The sequence below is a fragment of the Pseudoxanthomonas sp. CCNWLW251 genome, assembly GCF_037402255.1.
Lineage (GTDB): Bacteria > Pseudomonadota > Gammaproteobacteria > Xanthomonadales > Xanthomonadaceae > Pseudoxanthomonas_A.
This window is the reverse complement of sequence record NZ_JBBEGA010000001.1, coordinates 516,114-531,595: the sequence shown is the minus strand read 5'-3', so window position 1 is coordinate 531,595 and position 15,482 is coordinate 516,114. Positions and strand designations below refer to the sequence as shown.

General features: G+C 67.8%; 22 protein-coding genes. 9 read left to right on the top strand and 13 right to left on the bottom strand.

All coding sequences use genetic code 11. From position 1 onward, the window contains the following. Nucleotides 1-5: 5 nt before the first annotated feature. From WBN46_RS02545 to rlmJ, 4 genes are all read right to left on the bottom strand, one after another. Nucleotides 6-1,055: a class I SAM-dependent methyltransferase gene (locus WBN46_RS02545; protein ID WP_337730177.1), complete on the bottom strand. Its 1,050-nt coding sequence runs from the start codon at nucleotides 1,053-1,055 to the stop codon at nucleotides 6-8. Nucleotides 1,056-1,169: 114 nt separating this feature from the next. Further along, complete coding sequence (locus tag WBN46_RS02540) at nucleotides 1,170-1,718, bottom strand: GNAT family N-acetyltransferase (protein WP_192200719.1); 549 nt, start codon at nucleotides 1,716-1,718, stop codon at nucleotides 1,170-1,172. 55 nt (nucleotides 1,719-1,773) lie between these two features. Beyond that, nucleotides 1,774-2,727 carry a DUF808 domain-containing protein gene (locus WBN46_RS02535; RefSeq protein ID WP_337730176.1) on the bottom strand — a complete coding sequence of 318 codons (954 nt, stop codon included), beginning with the start codon at nucleotides 2,725-2,727 and terminating at the stop codon, nucleotides 1,774-1,776. Between the two features lie 79 nt (nucleotides 2,728-2,806). Continuing rightward, nucleotides 2,807-3,664 (bottom strand): 23S rRNA (adenine(2030)-N(6))-methyltransferase RlmJ, encoded by an 858-nt coding sequence (gene rlmJ, locus WBN46_RS02530; protein WP_337730175.1) that lies wholly within the window; start codon nucleotides 3,662-3,664, stop codon nucleotides 2,807-2,809. Here rlmJ and creB point away from each other — a divergent pair. The 7 genes from creB (at nucleotide 3,663) to WBN46_RS02495 (ending at nucleotide 9,620) form a co-directional block, all read left to right on the top strand. Next, a complete protein-coding gene (creB, locus tag WBN46_RS02525; protein WP_337730174.1) occupies nucleotides 3,663-4,373 on the top strand; it encodes a two-component system response regulator CreB in 711 nt (236 codons plus the stop codon). The two genes, rlmJ and creB, sit on opposite strands and share 2 nt — an antisense overlap. Nucleotide 4,374: 1 nt before the next feature. Further along, nucleotides 4,375-5,814, top strand: coding sequence for a two-component system sensor histidine kinase CreC (creC, locus tag WBN46_RS02520; protein ID WP_337730173.1), 1,440 nt, complete (start codon nucleotides 4,375-4,377; stop codon nucleotides 5,812-5,814). Nucleotides 5,815-5,903: 89 nt separating this feature from the next. Continuing rightward, entirely contained in the window at nucleotides 5,904-7,277 is a 1,374-nt protein-coding gene (gene creD, locus WBN46_RS02515) for a cell envelope integrity protein CreD (protein ID WP_337730172.1), read from the top strand. Nucleotides 7,278-7,365: 88 nt separating this feature from the next. After that, on the top strand, nucleotides 7,366-7,770 hold the full coding sequence (locus WBN46_RS02510; protein WP_337730171.1) for a hypothetical protein: 405 nt from the start codon (nucleotides 7,366-7,368) through the stop codon (nucleotides 7,768-7,770). Further along, nucleotides 7,770-8,066 (top strand): hypothetical protein, encoded by a 297-nt coding sequence (locus WBN46_RS02505; protein WP_337730170.1) that lies wholly within the window; start codon nucleotides 7,770-7,772, stop codon nucleotides 8,064-8,066. The genes WBN46_RS02510 and WBN46_RS02505 overlap by 1 nt, the downstream gene beginning before the upstream one ends. A gap of 61 nt (nucleotides 8,067-8,127) precedes the next feature. Next, nucleotides 8,128-8,733: a GNAT family N-acetyltransferase gene (locus WBN46_RS02500; protein ID WP_337730169.1), complete on the top strand. Its 606-nt coding sequence runs from the start codon at nucleotides 8,128-8,130 to the stop codon at nucleotides 8,731-8,733. Continuing rightward, nucleotides 8,730-9,620 carry a carbon-nitrogen hydrolase family protein gene (locus tag WBN46_RS02495; protein WP_337730168.1) on the top strand — a complete coding sequence of 297 codons (891 nt, stop codon included), beginning with the start codon at nucleotides 8,730-8,732 and terminating at the stop codon, nucleotides 9,618-9,620. Before WBN46_RS02500 ends, WBN46_RS02495 begins: the two co-directional genes overlap by 4 nt. A gap of 36 nt (nucleotides 9,621-9,656) precedes the next feature. On the opposite strand, the gene WBN46_RS02490 is transcribed toward WBN46_RS02495, so the two are convergent. The 5 genes from WBN46_RS02490 to WBN46_RS02470 all read right to left on the bottom strand — a co-directional run bounded on the left by WBN46_RS02490 (nucleotide 9,657) and on the right by WBN46_RS02470 (nucleotide 12,649). Further along, nucleotides 9,657-9,869 carry a helix-turn-helix transcriptional regulator gene (locus tag WBN46_RS02490; RefSeq protein WP_298124145.1) on the bottom strand — a complete coding sequence of 71 codons (213 nt, stop codon included), beginning with the start codon at nucleotides 9,867-9,869 and terminating at the stop codon, nucleotides 9,657-9,659. Beyond that, complete coding sequence (locus WBN46_RS02485) at nucleotides 9,862-10,293, bottom strand: DUF2178 domain-containing protein (RefSeq protein ID WP_337730167.1); 432 nt, start codon at nucleotides 10,291-10,293, stop codon at nucleotides 9,862-9,864. Before WBN46_RS02485 ends, WBN46_RS02490 begins: the two co-directional genes overlap by 8 nt. Before the next feature lie 135 nt (nucleotides 10,294-10,428). Continuing rightward, complete coding sequence (locus WBN46_RS02480; protein WP_192200729.1) at nucleotides 10,429-10,980, bottom strand: phosphatase PAP2 family protein; 552 nt, start codon at nucleotides 10,978-10,980, stop codon at nucleotides 10,429-10,431. Beyond that, nucleotides 10,958-12,103, bottom strand: a complete 1,146-nt coding sequence (locus WBN46_RS02475; RefSeq protein WP_337730166.1) for a glycosyltransferase family 1 protein — start codon at nucleotides 12,101-12,103, stop codon at nucleotides 10,958-10,960. The genes WBN46_RS02480 and WBN46_RS02475 overlap by 23 nt, the downstream gene beginning before the upstream one ends. Nucleotides 12,104-12,196: 93 nt before the next feature. After that, nucleotides 12,197-12,649 (bottom strand): helix-turn-helix domain-containing protein, encoded by a 453-nt coding sequence (locus tag WBN46_RS02470; protein ID WP_345786518.1) that lies wholly within the window; start codon nucleotides 12,647-12,649, stop codon nucleotides 12,197-12,199. Between the two features lie 57 nt (nucleotides 12,650-12,706). On the opposite strand from WBN46_RS02470, the gene WBN46_RS02465 reads away from it, so the two are divergent. Further along, on the top strand, nucleotides 12,707-13,198 hold the full coding sequence (locus tag WBN46_RS02465) for a DUF2938 domain-containing protein (RefSeq protein ID WP_337730165.1): 492 nt from the start codon (nucleotides 12,707-12,709) through the stop codon (nucleotides 13,196-13,198). A 27-nt stretch (nucleotides 13,199-13,225) separates the two neighbouring features. After that, the gene (locus WBN46_RS02460) at nucleotides 13,226-13,450 is read left to right on the top strand and encodes a DUF2798 domain-containing protein (RefSeq protein WP_337730164.1); all 225 of its coding nucleotides are present in this window, start codon (nucleotides 13,226-13,228) and stop codon (nucleotides 13,448-13,450) included. Nucleotides 13,451-13,477: 27 nt separating this feature from the next. On the opposite strand, the gene WBN46_RS02455 is transcribed toward WBN46_RS02460, so the two are convergent. The 4 genes from WBN46_RS02455 to WBN46_RS02440 all read right to left on the bottom strand — a co-directional run bounded on the left by WBN46_RS02455 (nucleotide 13,478) and on the right by WBN46_RS02440 (nucleotide 15,442). Then, nucleotides 13,478-13,900: a hypothetical protein gene (locus WBN46_RS02455; RefSeq protein ID WP_337730163.1), complete on the bottom strand. Its 423-nt coding sequence runs from the start codon at nucleotides 13,898-13,900 to the stop codon at nucleotides 13,478-13,480. Between the two features lie 142 nt (nucleotides 13,901-14,042). After that, nucleotides 14,043-14,474, bottom strand: coding sequence for a hypothetical protein (locus tag WBN46_RS02450; protein WP_337730162.1), 432 nt, complete (start codon nucleotides 14,472-14,474; stop codon nucleotides 14,043-14,045). A gap of 5 nt (nucleotides 14,475-14,479) precedes the next feature. Beyond that, nucleotides 14,480-14,863, bottom strand: a complete 384-nt coding sequence (locus WBN46_RS02445) for a YbjQ family protein (RefSeq protein ID WP_337730161.1) — start codon at nucleotides 14,861-14,863, stop codon at nucleotides 14,480-14,482. Nucleotides 14,864-15,064: 201 nt separating this feature from the next. Then, nucleotides 15,065-15,442: a GFA family protein gene (locus WBN46_RS02440; protein WP_337730160.1), complete on the bottom strand. Its 378-nt coding sequence runs from the start codon at nucleotides 15,440-15,442 to the stop codon at nucleotides 15,065-15,067. Nucleotides 15,443-15,482: the final 40 nt, after the last annotated feature.

Below are 15,482 nucleotides of genomic sequence, written 5' to 3'. Positions count from 1 at the left end.
ATGGTTCAGGGACGGGCTTCCAGTACCAGGTTGAACGGCGTTTCCGCCGCGCGCCGGAAACGCCGGAATCCGCCTTCGGCCATCACCTGTTGCAACCGGGCCTGTCCGGCCTGGGCACCCAGCGCGGGGCCGTGGCGGGCGAGGGATACCGGTACGCAGATCTGCGAAGAAGCGCCGTAATAGACGCGCCCCACCGGGTTGAGGTTGTCCTGTACGTGGTCGCCGGCGAACGGCTCCACCAGCAGGCAGTGGCCATCCGGCTTTAGGGCCTGGTACGCATGCCGGGCCGCGCCGATCGGATCGCCCATGTCGTGCAGGCAATCGAAGAATGTCACCAGGTCGAGGTCTTCTTCGTCATAGCCCACCGCATCGGCCACCTCGAAACGCGCGTTGCGGATGCCGGCGGCGCTTGCACGCTCGTTGGCGGTACGGACGGAATCGGCATGGTAGTCGTAGCCGACGAACTGCGAATGCGGGAAGGCTCTTGCCATCAGCAGCGTGCTGGCGCCATGACCGCAGCCCACGTCGGCCACGTGCGCGCCGTGCCCGAGCTTCTCGACCGCGCCATCCAGCGCGGGCAGCCATTCGGTCAGCAGGTGGGCGTGGTAACCGGCACGGAAGAAGCGTTCCGTACCGTGGAACAGGCAGGCATGGTGTTCGCCCCATTCCATGCCCTGGCCGGTGCGGAAGTTCTCGGTCGTGCGTTCCAGCGCATGGAAGGCCGCTTCGACGATGTAGTAGGCGCCGGCCAGGTCGACGGGACTGTCGGGGCTGGCCAGGCAGAGCGTCTGCGCGTCATCGAGCGAGTAACGTCCGCTGTCGGCGTCGTAGGTGACGTAGCCGCCGGCCGCCTGGTTGGCCAGCCATTCGCGGATGTAGCGCTCGTGCGTGTGCGTGCGCTGCGCAAGGTCGGCAGGCGTGGCAGGGAATGCCGCCAGCGCGCGGTACAAGCCCAGGCGGTCGCCGACCAGCATCAGCGTAGCGCTGATCGCCGCGCCGAGATCGCCGACAGCGCGGCCGAGGAAGGTGTTCAGGCGATCATTGTCGATAGCCATGGGCCGTGACCTGGGCGAACACGGCAGGGCTTGCCGCCAGCCCCCTGCACGGCAGCCTACGCCTGCGCGCCGATGCCGGGGCGGCCGTTGATCGGAACGCCAGCGCTGCGCGCCTCAGGCTTCTTCGTTGAGATCCAGTACCACGCGGACCAGACCGGAGCCGTCGTTCTCGCGCACGCGCTTGAACCCCAGCGACTGCGCCAGCGCGAGCATCGGCTGGTTGGAATCCAGCACGTCGCCATACAGGCGGTCGAGCTTCTTCGAGCGCGCCCATTTGGCGAGCTTGCGCATCAGGTGGCGGCCCAGCCCCTGCCCGGCGATGAAGTGGCTGACCAGGATGGCGAACTCGGCATCGCGCGTACGCGGCACCATGGCCGCGCGGGCGACGGCGCCCACCAGCGCTTCGCCCGGCGGCAGCGTTTCGGCGGCGACCAGCGCGAATTCGGTATTGGGGTCGGGATGCGCCAGCCGCTGCGCCATCTCCGGCGTGAGTTCCTTCAGTGCGTAAAGGAAGCGGTGGCGTATTTCCTCGGGACCCAGCAGTCCGAACGCGCCCTGGATGGGGCCGGCGTCTTCGGGCCGGATCGGCCGGATCAGCAATTCGCGCCCACTGGGCAGGCGGAAGTGTTCATGCCAGGGCGGGAGGCGTTTCGGCGCGGTCATGGTGTGATGCTCGCATGAAATCCGGAGACGGGGCGAGGGCCGTGGCGTCGCTGGTTCAGGCGCCGTGGCGTTTGCCGCGCAGGCGCGAGATGGCGGTGACCACGGCCACGATGATCGCACCGGCCACCACACCGACGCCTGCATTGAACAGGCCTTCCCACAACCAGCCCACGCTGCCTTCCGCGTAAGGCTGGATGAAGTGATGCAGTGCCGGGATGCTGTGGACGAGAATGCCGCCACCGACGAGGAACATCGCGGCGGTGCCGGCGATGGAAAGGAATTTCATCAGATAGGGCGCGCTGTAGAGGATGCCGCGGCCGAAGGCGCGCTTGAACCGCGCCCAGCCGCTCTCGCGGACATCGGAGGTCAATGCCAGGCCGGCATCGTCCAGCTTCACGATGCCGCCCACCAGGCCGTAGACGCCCACGGTCATGATTGCGGAGATCGCCACCAGCGTGAGCACCTGCTCCATGAAGGTGCGTCCCGTCAGCGTGCCCAGCGAGATGACGATGATCTCCGCCGACAGGATGAAGTCGGTGCGGATGGCGCCGCGGATCTTGTCCTTCTCGAACGCGACCATGTCCACGTTCGTGTCCTGCACCGCCTTGACCAGTTCGGCGTGGTGCTGGCTGTCCGTGTCCTTGCCATGCAGGAACTTGTGCGCCAGTTTCTCCACGCCCTCGAAGCACAGGAAGGCGCCACCCAGCATCATCAGCGGCGTCACCAGCGGGATGTTGTAGCCCTTGCCGTGCAGCCAGGTTTCCAGTGCGCTGATCGCCAGCGCGGCCGGCACCAGGATGGCCTTGTTGACCACCGATCCCTTCGCCACCGCCCATACCACGGGCAGTTCGCGGTCCGCCTTCACGCCGGTGACCTGCTGGGCATTCAGTGCCAGGTCGTCGCCCAGTACGCCTGCCGTCTTCTTCGCAGCGACCTTGGTCATCACGGACACATCGTCCAGCAGCGTGGCGATGTCGTCGATCAGGGCGAAGAGGCTGGATCCGGCCATGGATGAGGGTCGTCGTGAAGGGGAAGGGCGCGATTCTCGCACAGCGCCCTGACCGGGCCGCGTGATCCCGCCGCCGGGGTCAGTCCGGTGCGCGCAGCCACTCCAGCCGGTGGCTGGCGCCGGCCTCGCCCAGGGCGGCAGCGAGCGCCGGCAGCACCGGCGCCAGCGCCTTGTCCAGTTGCCAGGGCGGATTGAGCACCAGCATGCCGCTACCGGTGAGGCGCAGCGGCGAGTCGTCCGGCCGGACCTGCAACTCGGCGACGAACGCCCCCTTGGAGGGCAGCGAAGTCGCCTTGCGGAAGAACGGCGACAACGTGCGCCGCTGCTTGATGGGATACCAGACCGCGTAGGTCGCGGCCGGCCAACGCTCCAGGGCATCGCGCAGCGAGGCGATGATCTGCGGGTACTCGGCATCCTGGGCTTCGTAGGGCGGATCGATCAGCACCAGGCCGCGAGCGATGCGCTGCGCGCCTGCACGGGGCGGCAGCAGCGCCTTCATCGCCGCGTAACCGTCGCGCGCATGGACGGCAACACGGTCGTCGCCGGCGAACAGGTCCTTCAGCGCCTGCGCCTCGTCCGGTTGCAGTTCGCAGGCCGCCAGCCGGTCCTGGGCGCGCAGGGCCTGCGCGGTCAGCAGCGGCGACCCGGGGTAGGCGACCAGCGCGCCGACCGGGTTGCTCGCCTGCACCGCGCGGAGATAGGCCTCCACGAGTTCCGGCATGCGTGGCGCGTCGAGCAGCTTGAACACCCCTTCGTCGGCTTCGGAGGTCTTGCGGCTTTCCGAGCCGCCGAGCAGGTAACGGCCGCGACCGGCATGCGTGTCCAGCACGAAGAACGGCGCGTCCTTGCGTTTCAGCGCATCGATCATGGCCAGCAGCACGATGTGCTTGAGGACATCGGCGTGGTTGCCGGCGTGGAAGGCATGGCGGTAATTCATGGCGCGCAGCATATATGCTTGCGCCATGCCCCGTGTATTGATTGCCGAAGACGAAGCCGCCATCGCCGATGCCGTGCTGTATGCCCTGCGCAGCGAAGGCATCGAAGCCGACCACTGCCTGCTGGCGCGCGAGGTCGCGCCGCGCGTGCGCGCCGGCGGCGTAGACGTGGTGGTGCTCGACGTTGGCCTGCCCGACGCCAGCGGCTTCGATGTCTGCCGCGAACTGCGCGGTTTCAGCGACGTGCCGGTGATCTTCCTGACCGCACGCAACGACGAGATCGACCGCGTGCTGGGGCTGGAACTGGGCGCGGACGACTACGTCACCAAGCCTTTCTCGCCACGCGAACTGGTGGCGCGCGTGCGCGCCCGCCTGCGGCGTGCCGGCGGTACGGTCAAGGCCGTGGAGGGCGAATGGACCGCGCGCGGTGACTTCGCCATCGACCGCGACGGCCACCGCATCCGCTTCCGGCAGCAGTTGCTGGACCTGACCCGCTACGAGTACGCGCTGCTGGATGCGCTGCTGCAGCGGCCGGGCGCGATCCTCAGCCGTGCGCAGTTGATGGACCGCGGATGGGACAGCGACGCCGACAGCGCCGACCGCACCGTCGACACCCACGTCAAGACACTGCGCGCCAAGCTGCGCGCGGCTGGCGCCGACCCCGACCCGATCCGCACCCATCGCGGCCTGGGTTACGCGATCGAGGCCTGAGATGCGGCTGGGGCTGAAGCTCGTCCTCGGCTTCTTCCTGATCGTCGGCATCGCCGCGTTCTTCGTGATGCGGGTGTTCGTCAACGAAGTGAAGCCGGGCGTGCGGCAGGCGATGGAGTCCACGCTGGTCGATGCGGCCAACATGCTGGCCGAGATGGCCGCCGACGACCTGAAGGCGGGCCGCATCGCCGGGGGAACCTTCGCCGGCAACGTGGCCCAGGCGCAGCAGCGTGATCCGAAGGCCTGGGTATGGCGTTTCCAGAAGCGCTCCGTGGACTATCGCGTCACCGTGACCGACGCGCGCGGCACGGTGGTCTTCGACTCGCAGGGACGCGATGTAGGCCGCGACAACTCGCGCTGGAACGATGTCTACCGCACCTTGCGCGGCGAATACGGGGCCCGTTCCAGTCCCGAAGCGCCCGGCGACGAGACCAATACGGTGATGCACGTGGCCGCGCCGATCTACGATCCGGCCGATCGCGCCACGCTGCTGGGCGTGCTGACGCTGTCGCAGCCCAACCGCAGCATCGAGCCCTTCATCGTCGCCAGCCAGCGCAGCATCCTGTTGCGCGGCGCCTGGCTGATCGGCATCTCCGCCCTGATCGGCGTGCTGATGACGTGGTGGCTGGTGCGCGGCATCGGCGGGTTGAACCGCTACGCGCAGGCGGTCAGCGCGGGTGAGCCGGTGCCGCCGCCACGCCCGCGCGCCGACGAGATCGGCGACCTCGGCCGCGCACTGGAGACCATGCGCCGCAAGCTGCAGGGCAAGGCGTACGTCGAGCAGTACGTGCAGTCGCTCACGCATGAGATGAAGAGCCCGCTCGCCGCGATCCGCGGTGCCGCCGAGCTGCTGCAGGAGCCCCTGCCCGAAGCGGACCACCAGCGTTTCGTCCGCAACATCCAGACCCAGGAACACCGCCTCACCGAGACCATCGACAAGCTGCTGGCCCTGGCCGAAGTGGAACAGCACGGCTGGCTGCAGCGCCGCGAACGCGTGGATACCTCGGCGCTGGCGGACGAGGTGGTGCAGGGCCTGGACGCCAAGCTCACCCCGCACGGCGTGGACGTGGTGCGTGTGCCGCAGACGGGGGCCTGGGCGGTGGAAGGCGACGCCTTCCTGCTGCGGCGCGCACTGGGCAACCTGCTGGACAACGCCATCGCCTTTTCGCCGCCGGGCGGCACGGTGGAGCTCGCGGTCGAGGCCACGGACGGACTGGTGCGCTTCATCGTCCGCGACCGCGGGCCGGGCGTGCCTGACTACGCACGCGAGCGCGTGTTCGAGCGCTTCTATTCGCTGCCTCGGCCCGATGGCGGCCAGCGCAGTTCCGGCCTGGGCCTGCCGTTCGTGCGCGAAGTGATGCGCCTGCATGGTGGCGAAGCCACGCTGGACAACCGCCACGACGGTGGTGCCGAAGCGGTGCTGTCGCTGCCCAGGCTCTAGTCCGCACTTCACACAGCCTTCAAACACGCTTCCTGCCGGTCGCACACCGGCACCGGACGATGCATCCCGTATCCAACCGGGGCATCGACATGAAGTCATTGAAGTTGCTGTTGCGTTTCCTCACCGTCGGCGGGCTGGTCCTGCTGCTGCTCATTCCACTGGTGATGATCCGCGGGGTCATCCAGGACCGCGAGCGTTACCGTGCGCTGGCCGAAACGCGCGTCTCGCAGAGCATGGCCGGGCCACAGCAGGTGGTCGGCCCGCTGCGTGTCATCCCGTGGCGCGAAGAGCGCCTCGTCAACGCGTTGAACGAAGACGGCAAGCCCGAGGTGCGCCGGGATGTGAAGGAGGGCTACCTGCTGCAGACCCCTGCCACCCTGGCCGTGGACGGTCGCCTGCAGCCGGGCGAGCGGCGCATCGGGCTGTACACGGTCAATGTGTACGAATGGAAGGCGGCGATGAAGGCGAGCTTCGCACCCCTGCAGGTGCCGGGTGCCGACGGGCGCGTCTACGGGCAGCCCTACGTGGTGGTCGGGATGGCCGATGTGCGCGGCCTGGTCGGCACGCCGTCGCTGAAGGTCGATGGCGTGCCGCGGACGCTGGCCGCCGGCACCGGCGCGATGTCGTCGCGGATGGAAGGCATCCACGCGCTGCTGGAGGTACAGGGCGGCGCCCTGCCCGCGAGCGAGGTGCACCTGGACATGGCATTGGCCGGCACCCAGACGCTCGGCATCGCGCCGATCGCAGACAGCAACGACATCGCGATGAGCTCCCCCTGGCGGCAGCCGCTGTTCGGTGGCCGCTTCCTGCCCAACAGCAAGACGCTGGGCGATGCGGGCTTCACCGCGCGCTGGCAGGTCTCTTCGCTGGCGAGCGCGGCGCAGAGCCAGCTGGAATCCGCATCGGGCAAGCTGACCCAGCCGCCGTCGTTGAGCGCCACGCCATCCGGCTACGCTGCCGACGATAGCAGCGACACCGCCATCGACAGCGCGGTGGTCAGCCTCGCGGACACCGTTGACGTGTACACGCAGGTCGACCGCGCCAGCAAGTACGGCATCCTGTTCGTGGTGTTGACCTTCGTCGGTTTCGCGCTGTTCGAACTGATCAAGCGCCTGCCGATCCATCCGCTGCAGTACCTGCTGGTGGGCCTGGCGCTGGCGATCTTCTTCCTGTTGCTGCTCAGCCTGTCCGAGCACATCGCGTTCTGGCAGGCCTATCTCGTCTCCGCGGCCGCCTGCATAGGACTGCAGTTCTTCTACCTGTCGGGCGTGCTTCAGAGCTGGCTGCGCGCGGCGGGTTTCGCCACCATGCTGACCGCGCTGTACGGCGTGCTGTACATCCTGCTGAAATCCGAGAACAACGCGCTGCTGATGGGCTCGCTGCTGTTGTTCGGCATCCTGGCCGTGATCATGTGGGTCACCCGCAAGGTGGACTGGTATGCGCTGGGTACGGAACTGCGCTGAGGCGGCCATGAATCGGGTGCGTATCTATCATCGGGCGCAACAGTTGCTCCCCGCCGTGATCCAGACTGCAGGCCTGCACGGAGTGGCGATGTCCTCTGGACAGCTGCGATACCTGCTCTTCGGTCTGCTATTGGGGCGCGAGTCGCGTGGTGCGGTCGCGCTGGAACTGGCACGTCACGCGGTCGACGCCATCCAGCACGAGGGCCTGGCCTATTTCAATGGAGCGACATGCTCGCGCGGCGCACTGTCGGGTGGCGCACTGTCGTACTACGAAGCCTGGCGGCACCTGTCACCAGAGGGACATGGAGGACACGCGGTGGTCTGCGGCGAATGGATGGGCACGGCGCACGACGGCATCGCGCCGGGACGGTGGCGCAGCCTGGAGGCGTCTTTGCGTGACGGCGCATACCTCACCCGAGAGGTGGGCCGGGATGCCTGGCTCGCGGTGCTGCCGACGGCACGTCTTGTCGTCTACGGCTGGCGGGATCGCTGATGATGCTCTTGCTGGCAGCCACGATGGCATTCGCACTTCCCTTGGGTGTCATCGCTCTCGTCGCGGCAGTCGCCGGCTTTTTCTTCAGGCCACTGCAGCCGCTTATCCTGATGGCGATGGCGTGGAGCGTCGGGTGGTTCTGCAACGGGCTCGCTGTGGAAGAGATGTTTGCGCCTGCGATGGTCCTGCCGGTGTGGCTGGCCCTTCTCGTCGCGATCTGCGCGAGTATCGCGGTACGCCGGGGGATGGAGCACGGGTATCGGCTCGAAGCCGGAAGAGCGGGCGCGTCGGAGTAACGCACAACGGACGGATCCGGGTTGCCTCGCCCCGGCCGGTGGCGTGCGCTAGAGTTCAGGGATGAACTCTGCGCACACCATCGGCCTCTTCCGTGGGCCGGAAATCACGCCCTGGCTTGACGATGTCGCGCGCCTGCGCGTGACCGTGTTCCGCGACTGGCCCTACCTTTACGAAGGCGATCTGGACTTCGAGCGCGATTACCTGGCCGCGTATGCGCGCTCGGCAGAAAGCGTGTTCGTGCTGGCGATGCAGGGTGGGGAGGTGGTGGGTGCATCCACCGGCCTGCCGTTGGCGGACGACACCGAAGCCTTCCGCCAGCCGTTCCTGGACAGCGGGATGGATCCCGAGGACGTCTTCTACTTCGGCGAATCCGTGTTGCTGCCGGCCTACCGCGGCCATGGCATCGGCCACGCGTTCTTCGACCACCGCGAAGCGCATGCGCGGGCGCTGGGACGGTTCGGGTGGACGGCGTTCTGCGCGGTGGACCGTGAAGCGGACGACCCGCGCAGGCCCGTCGGGCATCGCACCCACGAGGCGTTCTGGGACAAGCGTGGCTACACGCGGCAGCCCGGCATGACCATGCGGCTGGCATGGAACGAGATCGGGCGCGCCGAAACCGAGCACGCGCTGACGTTCTGGCTGCGCGGGCTGGAGGGCGCGCGATGAAAGTCGCCGTGGCCAAGCATGTCGTCCAGGCACCTGCGGATTTCACCGCCTTTGCCGACCGACAGGCGACGGCATTGGGCGAGGTGGCCGCGCGGGGCGCACGCATCGTCGTCCTGCCGGAGTATCTGTCGCTGGAACTGGCCGCCACGTTCGACGCCGGCGTGCGCGGCGACCTGCACGCTTCGCTGGCTGCGATACAGCGTTATCGCGACGACTGGCTCGCGCTGTATGCACGGCTTGCACGGACGTTCGATCTGTACATCGTGGCCGGTACGTTCCTGCTCGCCCACGCTGGCGGCCGCTACCGCAACCGCTGCGACGTGTTCACCCCCCAGGGCGCGTATGCGTGGCAGGACAAGCTGCAGCTCACCGGGTTCGAGAAGACCCTGGGCGTCGTGGAGGGCGGCGACGCGGTGAAGGTGTTCGACATGGACGGTGTGCGTGCCGCCGTGGCCGTCTGCTACGACAGCGAATTCCCGCTGCCGGTACGTGCGCAGGCCGAGGCCGGCGCACGGCTGCTGCTGGTGCCCAGCTGCACGGATACGGCGGCCGGTGCCACCCGCGTGCGCGTGGGATGCCTGGCACGCGCGCTGGAGAACCGGATGTTCGTGGCGCAGTCGGTCACTGCCGGCGAGGCGGCGTGGAGCCCTGCGCTGGACATCAATACCGGTGAGGCCGCGATCTTCGCGCCGATGGATCGCGGGCTGCCCGACGATGGCATCGTGGCGCAGACCGCCGACCAGGCCGCCTGGGCCATCGCGGACCTGGATGTCGACGCCCTGGACCGCAGTCGCGCCAGTGCCCAGGTGGCCAACGATCGCGACTGGCCGGGCCAACTCCAGCCCGCTCTCCTTCGCGCGCGAGCCGCCGCATTCGAAATGCCGTAGGAGCGCCCGTCGGGCGCTCCTGCAGGCCCGTCGTGCTCAACGCTCCCAGCCGAACACTTCGACCAGCGGCTTGCCGAACACCTCGGCGATGCGGAACGCGCATTCCAGCGTCGGCGAATACTTGCCGGCCTCGATCGCGGCAATGGTCTGCCGGGTCACGCCCACGCGCTTGCCGAGGTCGGCCTGGGTCATTTCGCCGGCCAGGAAGCGCAGCGTGCGGATCTGGTTGGTGACCCGGGCCTCAGACACGTACGCCTCGACGATAGCCGTGGATGATCAGGCCGGAGTGGACGAACTCGGCGGCGGCGATCGCCAGCAGCGTTGCATGCACCAGCGTCCAGCCACCGGCAAGGAACGGCATCACGCAGCCCACGATGATGATGCCGGCCATCAGCACGTAATAGGCGTAAACCGACGCGCGCGACTCGATCCGGCGATCGCGCTCGTCGGTGGGCGTGGGCGAGCCGTCTTCCTCGCGCTGCCGGCCCAGCAGGTAGGTAAGCCCCGCGATGATCCCCAGCGATCCCAGCGCGAGCGCCAGCAGGCCGATGCGCTGCCCCATGTGCATTGCCGCGACGGCATCGGCATAGACCGCGAGGTAGGTGAAGTACAGCGCGAACACGACGGCCAGCGCCGTCAGCCAGACCCAGGCGAAACGTTCCTTCGACAGCATGGTGGTGCTCCCCGTTGGTGGATGGACGGGGAGTAAGGTAATGTTTGATTTACTCAATGTCAATAAAATCTAACATTGAGATGACAAAAGATAACTCTGAGTTCGCTCTTCTTGTCGCTGTGGGCGTTGCCCGGCTCAGCCCAGCAGGCTTACGCCCGGCACCAGCCAGATCGAAAGCGTCGCCAGTGCGGTGCCGATGACCGTCGCTGCCAGCACGTCGCTGGGGTAGTGCAGGCCCAGTACCACACGCGAGACCGCCACGCAGGCGGCGAACGGGATCAGCAAGGGGGCCAGCACCGGGTAGTGCGCCAGCGCCACGATGGTGAAGGCCACCGCGTGCAGCGTGTGGCCGGACGGGAAGCTGAACTCGTCCAGCGGCGCGATCCATGCGCGGATGCGTACATCCGACGCGAACGGGCGTGGCCGCTTCGTCCAGCGCTTCAACGCCTTGTACAGCGTCAGCGCGATCACACCGGTCGCCGCCAGGTGCGCCGAAGCCGCCAGCCCGTCCAGGCCATCGGCGACCACCAGCGCCGCCATCAGCACGTACCAGAACACGCCGTCGCCCAGCCGGCTGACAAGGGCGAAGAAACGACGCACGCCGTTCCATTCGCCCCAGCGATTGGCGAGCAGGCACCAGCCGGTGTCCCGGCCGATGAGGGGATTACGCGGCAGCAACGGACGCATGGTGGCTTCTCCGTGTCAGGGCGAGATCGGTCAGCAGGGCATCGAAGTCGGCGGACACCTGGTCCGGGTGAAGCGCGCGCATCGCGTCGCTGGCGGCATCGGCCATGGCGCGGCGCGCAGGGGCATCGCCCGCCAACCGCAATGCCGCCCCGATGAAGTCGTCGTCGTTGTCGACGGCGGCGCCGTGCACGCCGTCGATCAGGTGCTCGCGCGCGGCACCATAGTTGAATGCCACCGTCGGCACACCGCTGGCCATCGCTTCCAGCGTCACGTTGCCGAAGGTTTCGCTATGGCTGGAGAACAGGAACAGGTCGCCGCTGGCGAAGTGCCGCGCCAGCGCGTCGCCACGCTGCACGCCGCAGAAGATGAAGTCCGGATTCTCCTGCGCGAGCCGCTCGCGCACCGGTCCGTCGCCGACCCAGACGAATTTCGCCGTCGGCTGCAACTGCTGGATGCGGCGGAATGCCCGGATCGACAACTCGAGGTTCTTCTCCGCAGCAATGCGACCCACGTAGATCACGGCGAGGTCGTCCGGCCCCAGGCCCCATGCCGCACGCAGCGTCGCGTCGCGTCGCGATGGGCTGAAGTGGCGCGCGTCCACGGCGCGCGCCAGCCGCACCACGCGATGGAAGCCCTGCGACTGCAGGAAGTCGGCCAGTTCGCGCGTCGGCACCAGCGTGGCGTCCGCGCCGTTATGGAAGCGGCGCATCCAGCGCAGTGCGGTGTGCTGCAGGAAGCGCACGCCGTAGTCGCGCATGTATTCGTCGAAGCGGGTGTGGAATCCTGTCGCCACCGGGATGCCGAGCCGCCGCGCGGCACGCAGCGCCGACCACCCCAGCGGGCCTTCCGTCGCCACGTAGATGGCATCGGGAGGGGAAGCCTTCCACTGCGCCACCAGGCGGCGCGTCGCAGGCAGGCCGAACTTCAGTCCGGGGTAGCGCGGCAGGCTGGCGCCACGCACCAGCAGGGTGTCTCCGCTGTCGGCGGCGTCGGCGGGCTGGCGCGGCCGGATCAGGGAGACGGCATGCCCGCGCTGGCGCAGGCCGGTTTCCAGCCCCTGCACGGTCAGGGCCACGCCGTTGACTTCCGGCGGATACGTCTCGGTGACGATGGCAAAGCGCATGCGCAACTCCACGTTTTGCGCATGCTGGGGGCGGGAGATGTAGCGAGTATTGCGGTGCGGTTACCGGTACATGACGCTGCCGAAGAAGGCGACTCAGCGCTTCTTCGGCTTGTCTGAGCGGCGGCCGCCCGTGGCCGCCTGGCTCAGCAGATGCCGGAACCGTGGGCATTCCAGGTGGCTGGGGGCGGAGCAGGCCGCGGCGTGGCGCAGTCCGTCGCGCATCGCGGTCAGGCGCAGGATCATCACGTCCAGTTCGCGCGCCTTCGCGCGCAGGCTGCGGCGGTCGATGTCGGGTCGGCCATCGGCGCCGAACATCGCCGCGATTTCGTCGAGCGAAAACCCAGCCGTCTGCCCCAAGGCGATCAGCGCCAGGCGTTCCAGTACGTCCGGATGGAAGGTGCGGCGCAGGCCATGGCGTCCGATCGACGCGATCAGCCCTTTCTGTTCGTAGTAGCGCAGTGTCGACGCCGGCAAGCCGGATCGTTTCGCAACCTCGCCGATGTCCACCGGAACCCCGCTTGACTTCAAGTCGACTTGAAGTGGCATCGTGCGCGCAACGGTCGTGCGGCACAAGCCAGCGCCGGACCTTTCTTGGAGATCGACATGGATTCTGTGATCCGCACGCTGCTCATCGGCATCGGCGCCACACTCGCGATGGATGCCTGGGGCCTGCTGCGGTGCGGCCTCTTCGGCGTGCCGACCGCCGACTATGCCCTGGTGGGTCGCTGGCTCGGCCATATGCCGACGGGGCGATTCCGCCATGCCGCCATCGCCCGGAGCGCCTCCGTCCGCGGCGAACGGACGCTGGGCTGGTGCGCGCACTACCTGACCGGCATCGCCTTTGCCGGTGTGCTCCCCATTGTCTGGGGCGTTGCGTGGCTGCGTGACCCTACGCCGGGGCCGGCACTCCTGGTGGGCCTGGTCACCGTCGCCGTTCCGTTCCTGCTGATGCAGCCTGGCATGGGCGCCGGCGTCGCGGCGTCCAGGACGCCGCGTCCGGCCAATGCGCGCATGCACAGCGTGTTGAACCACCTGATGTTCGGTGCAGGGCTCTATCTGTCGGCCCTGCTCGTACGTCTGCTGTTTTCCTTCTGATCCCGTTCTTCCAACAGGAGTCTCCCCATGCGTATTCCCGCCCGTTTCGCGCCGCTGCTATTCGGCGCGCTGCTCTCCGCCATCATGGTGTCGTTGGTGTCCGCGTTCGTGCTGCTGATCAACCAGGGACTGCATGCGGACTTCCTGGCAACCTGGGCGCGCAGCTGCGCCACGACGTGGCCGGTGGCCTTCATCGCCGTCACGCTGGTGGCGCCCGGGGTCCGTCGGATCGTCGCGAAGCTGACAGCCTGATTCCATCGCGGGTGAAGGCGGCCGCCTTCAGGCCGCGCGTTGCCCCCGCGCCGCCATCCGGTGCCCCAGCCACGCCATCGGCAGGTAAGCGAACACCAGATCCACCACGGTGAACCAGAGCGGCGAGGGCAGCATGGTGATGGCGGCGATGCCGCCGATCAGGAAGCAGGCGCCGACCGTCCACGCGGGGCCGCGGGTCTGGCCGGGCGTCGCCAGCGTGGCGACGAAGGCGCCCACCAGCGTGCCGATGGCGTGGGCCAGGAAGGGGAACAGGAAATGCTTCGGTTCGAACAGCGGCATCGCCGCCTTGAGGCCTTCCGCCGTGGTGGTGTCCACGCCGGCCGGTGGCGGGATGACATGGCCACTGAGCATGACCAGCGCCATGTTGGCGATGCTGCCGACGAGCAGGCCGGCAATGACGGCAAGGATCAGACGGAACACGCGCTTCATGACAACCTCCGGCAAGGATGCGAGGGACTGCCCGTCGGCGTGGGGCCGGCCGCGACTGGGGGCGACTATAGCCGAGCCCGCGCCGGCCGAGAGACACGCTGTCGGACATGGGGGTTGATGCCACCCGGAACGCGCCACAGGGTCACCACGCGAACCCTTCCTTCCACGCGCTCTGCGGCAACCACGTCGTCTGGTCCGGTGAAGCAGCGTCGATGCAGCCTGATGCCACGCGATGCGCCACCATCGGCTCGATGTCCGCGAACCGGGTCGCGCGCGATCCGATCCCTGCACCGATCAGGTTGTTGTGGATGTCCATGGTGTTGGCGCGCTTTCCGCGCCGCTCCATGACGCCATTGACGAGGTGGACGGCACGCGCGTCCAGGGTGTAGGCCACGATCGCGCTGGCCAGGGTGTGCCGGTACGCGTCCAGCGGCCCATGCCGGCCACCCGGGAGTGGGCTCTGCAGGACGTGGGACCAGGTGTAGGTCAGGACGGACGCGGGATATGCCGCCACGATGAGTGCGGCCAGCATGAGCCTGCGCAGCCACGGACGCTTGCGCTTCGACGGCTTCATCGGGGTCAGTAGTCGCGCGGCTCGACCACCACCGCCGTGCCGTAGCACAACACTTCGGTGAGGCCTGCCATCACGTCGGTGGCGTCGTAGCGGACGGCGATGATCGCGTTGGCCCCCAGTTGCCGGGCGTGCTGCATCATGTCGCGGTAGGTCTCGTGGCGCGCCTGTTCGCACAGCTCGGTGTAGATGGTGATGTTGCCGCCGAACAGCGTCTGCAGTCCGCCGAGGAAATTGCCGACGATCGAGCGCGACCGTACCGTAATGCCCCGCACCAGGCCCAGGTTGCGGATGATGCGGTAGCCCGGCAGTTCCAGTGCCGTGGTGACCATCGTGTCATTCAGAGGTGAAGCCGTCGGGCGCGCTGCCGGGGAGTTGTAGGGGTCAGCCATGCGGTCTGCCTGTGGTGGTGTCGGATGCCAGACGGCGTACGTCGGCAAGAGGATCGTGGTTCTTCGTCTCGCGTGTCCAGGTCCTTCCAGCATCCGATCCCCGTCGACCCATCAAATGATGCATGCGTATCGATCTGCCACGGATGCCGAACACCTCGGTCACGTCATGGACTGCCTTCCGGCGAGGATCTGGAAGCAATGTCAGGGTGAAACCAGCGATTGCGCCGCACCATTGCTGGCGCTTATCTCGCCGATGCTCGCGAGATCGATCCCCTCGATGCACGCCAGGTTGTAGCCGTATTCCGTCGGGACGCTGCGGCGCTGGTGATGCGTGTAGATGCCGCAGATGCTGCAGAAATAGTGCCTGGCGATCTTCGTGTTCCACTGGTACAGGCTGAGCTTGTCCTCGCCACGCGTGACGCGCAACCGGTCCACGGTGACGCCCGCCATGATGGCGCCCCGGCGACTGCACATGGAGCAGTTGCAACGGCGTATGTTCTCGTGGCCGTTGATCAGGTCGACCTCGAACTCGACGGCCTTGCAATGGCAGGTTCCCTTGACGGTCTGCTGAGTGATCACCGCTGCGCTCTCTTTGTCGGCTGGCCGGCGGGGCCGCCGT

What these genes read in the sequence shown, in the direction of transcription:
- WBN46_RS02545 (WP_337730177.1), bottom strand. Translation starts at nt 1,055, where the DNA reads ATGGCTATCGACAATGATCGCCTGAACACCTTCCTCGGCCGCGCTGTC.
- WBN46_RS02540 (WP_192200719.1), bottom strand. Translation starts at nt 1,718, where the DNA reads ATGACCGCGCCGAAACGCCTCCCGCCCTGGCATGAACACTTCCGCCTG.
- WBN46_RS02535 (WP_337730176.1), bottom strand. Translation starts at nt 2,727, where the DNA reads ATGGCCGGATCCAGCCTCTTCGCCCTGATCGACGACATCGCCACGCTG.
- creB (WP_337730174.1), top strand. Translation starts at nt 3,663, where the DNA reads ATGGCGCGCAGCATATATGCTTGCGCCATGCCCCGTGTATTGATTGCC.
- rlmJ (WP_337730175.1), bottom strand. Translation starts at nt 3,664, where the DNA reads ATGAATTACCGCCATGCCTTCCACGCCGGCAACCACGCCGATGTCCTC.
- creC (WP_337730173.1), top strand. Translation starts at nt 4,375, where the DNA reads ATGCGGCTGGGGCTGAAGCTCGTCCTCGGCTTCTTCCTGATCGTCGGC.
- creD (WP_337730172.1), top strand. Translation starts at nt 5,904, where the DNA reads ATGAAGTCATTGAAGTTGCTGTTGCGTTTCCTCACCGTCGGCGGGCTG.
- WBN46_RS02510 (WP_337730171.1), top strand. Translation starts at nt 7,366, where the DNA reads ATGTCCTCTGGACAGCTGCGATACCTGCTCTTCGGTCTGCTATTGGGG.
- WBN46_RS02505 (WP_337730170.1), top strand. Translation starts at nt 7,770, where the DNA reads ATGATGCTCTTGCTGGCAGCCACGATGGCATTCGCACTTCCCTTGGGT.
- WBN46_RS02500 (WP_337730169.1), top strand. Translation starts at nt 8,128, where the DNA reads ATGAACTCTGCGCACACCATCGGCCTCTTCCGTGGGCCGGAAATCACG.
- WBN46_RS02495 (WP_337730168.1), top strand. Translation starts at nt 8,730, where the DNA reads ATGAAAGTCGCCGTGGCCAAGCATGTCGTCCAGGCACCTGCGGATTTC.
- WBN46_RS02485 (WP_337730167.1), bottom strand. Translation starts at nt 10,293, where the DNA reads ATGCTGTCGAAGGAACGTTTCGCCTGGGTCTGGCTGACGGCGCTGGCC.
- WBN46_RS02480 (WP_192200729.1), bottom strand. Translation starts at nt 10,980, where the DNA reads ATGCGTCCGTTGCTGCCGCGTAATCCCCTCATCGGCCGGGACACCGGC.
- WBN46_RS02475 (WP_337730166.1), bottom strand. Translation starts at nt 12,103, where the DNA reads ATGCGCTTTGCCATCGTCACCGAGACGTATCCGCCGGAAGTCAACGGC.
- WBN46_RS02470 (WP_345786518.1), bottom strand. Translation starts at nt 12,649, where the DNA reads ATGCCACTTCAAGTCGACTTGAAGTCAAGCGGGGTTCCGGTGGACATC.
- WBN46_RS02465 (WP_337730165.1), top strand. Translation starts at nt 12,707, where the DNA reads ATGGATTCTGTGATCCGCACGCTGCTCATCGGCATCGGCGCCACACTC.
- WBN46_RS02460 (WP_337730164.1), top strand. Translation starts at nt 13,226, where the DNA reads ATGCGTATTCCCGCCCGTTTCGCGCCGCTGCTATTCGGCGCGCTGCTC.
- WBN46_RS02455 (WP_337730163.1), bottom strand. Translation starts at nt 13,900, where the DNA reads ATGAAGCGCGTGTTCCGTCTGATCCTTGCCGTCATTGCCGGCCTGCTC.
- WBN46_RS02450 (WP_337730162.1), bottom strand. Translation starts at nt 14,474, where the DNA reads ATGAAGCCGTCGAAGCGCAAGCGTCCGTGGCTGCGCAGGCTCATGCTG.
- WBN46_RS02445 (WP_337730161.1), bottom strand. Translation starts at nt 14,863, where the DNA reads ATGGCTGACCCCTACAACTCCCCGGCAGCGCGCCCGACGGCTTCACCT.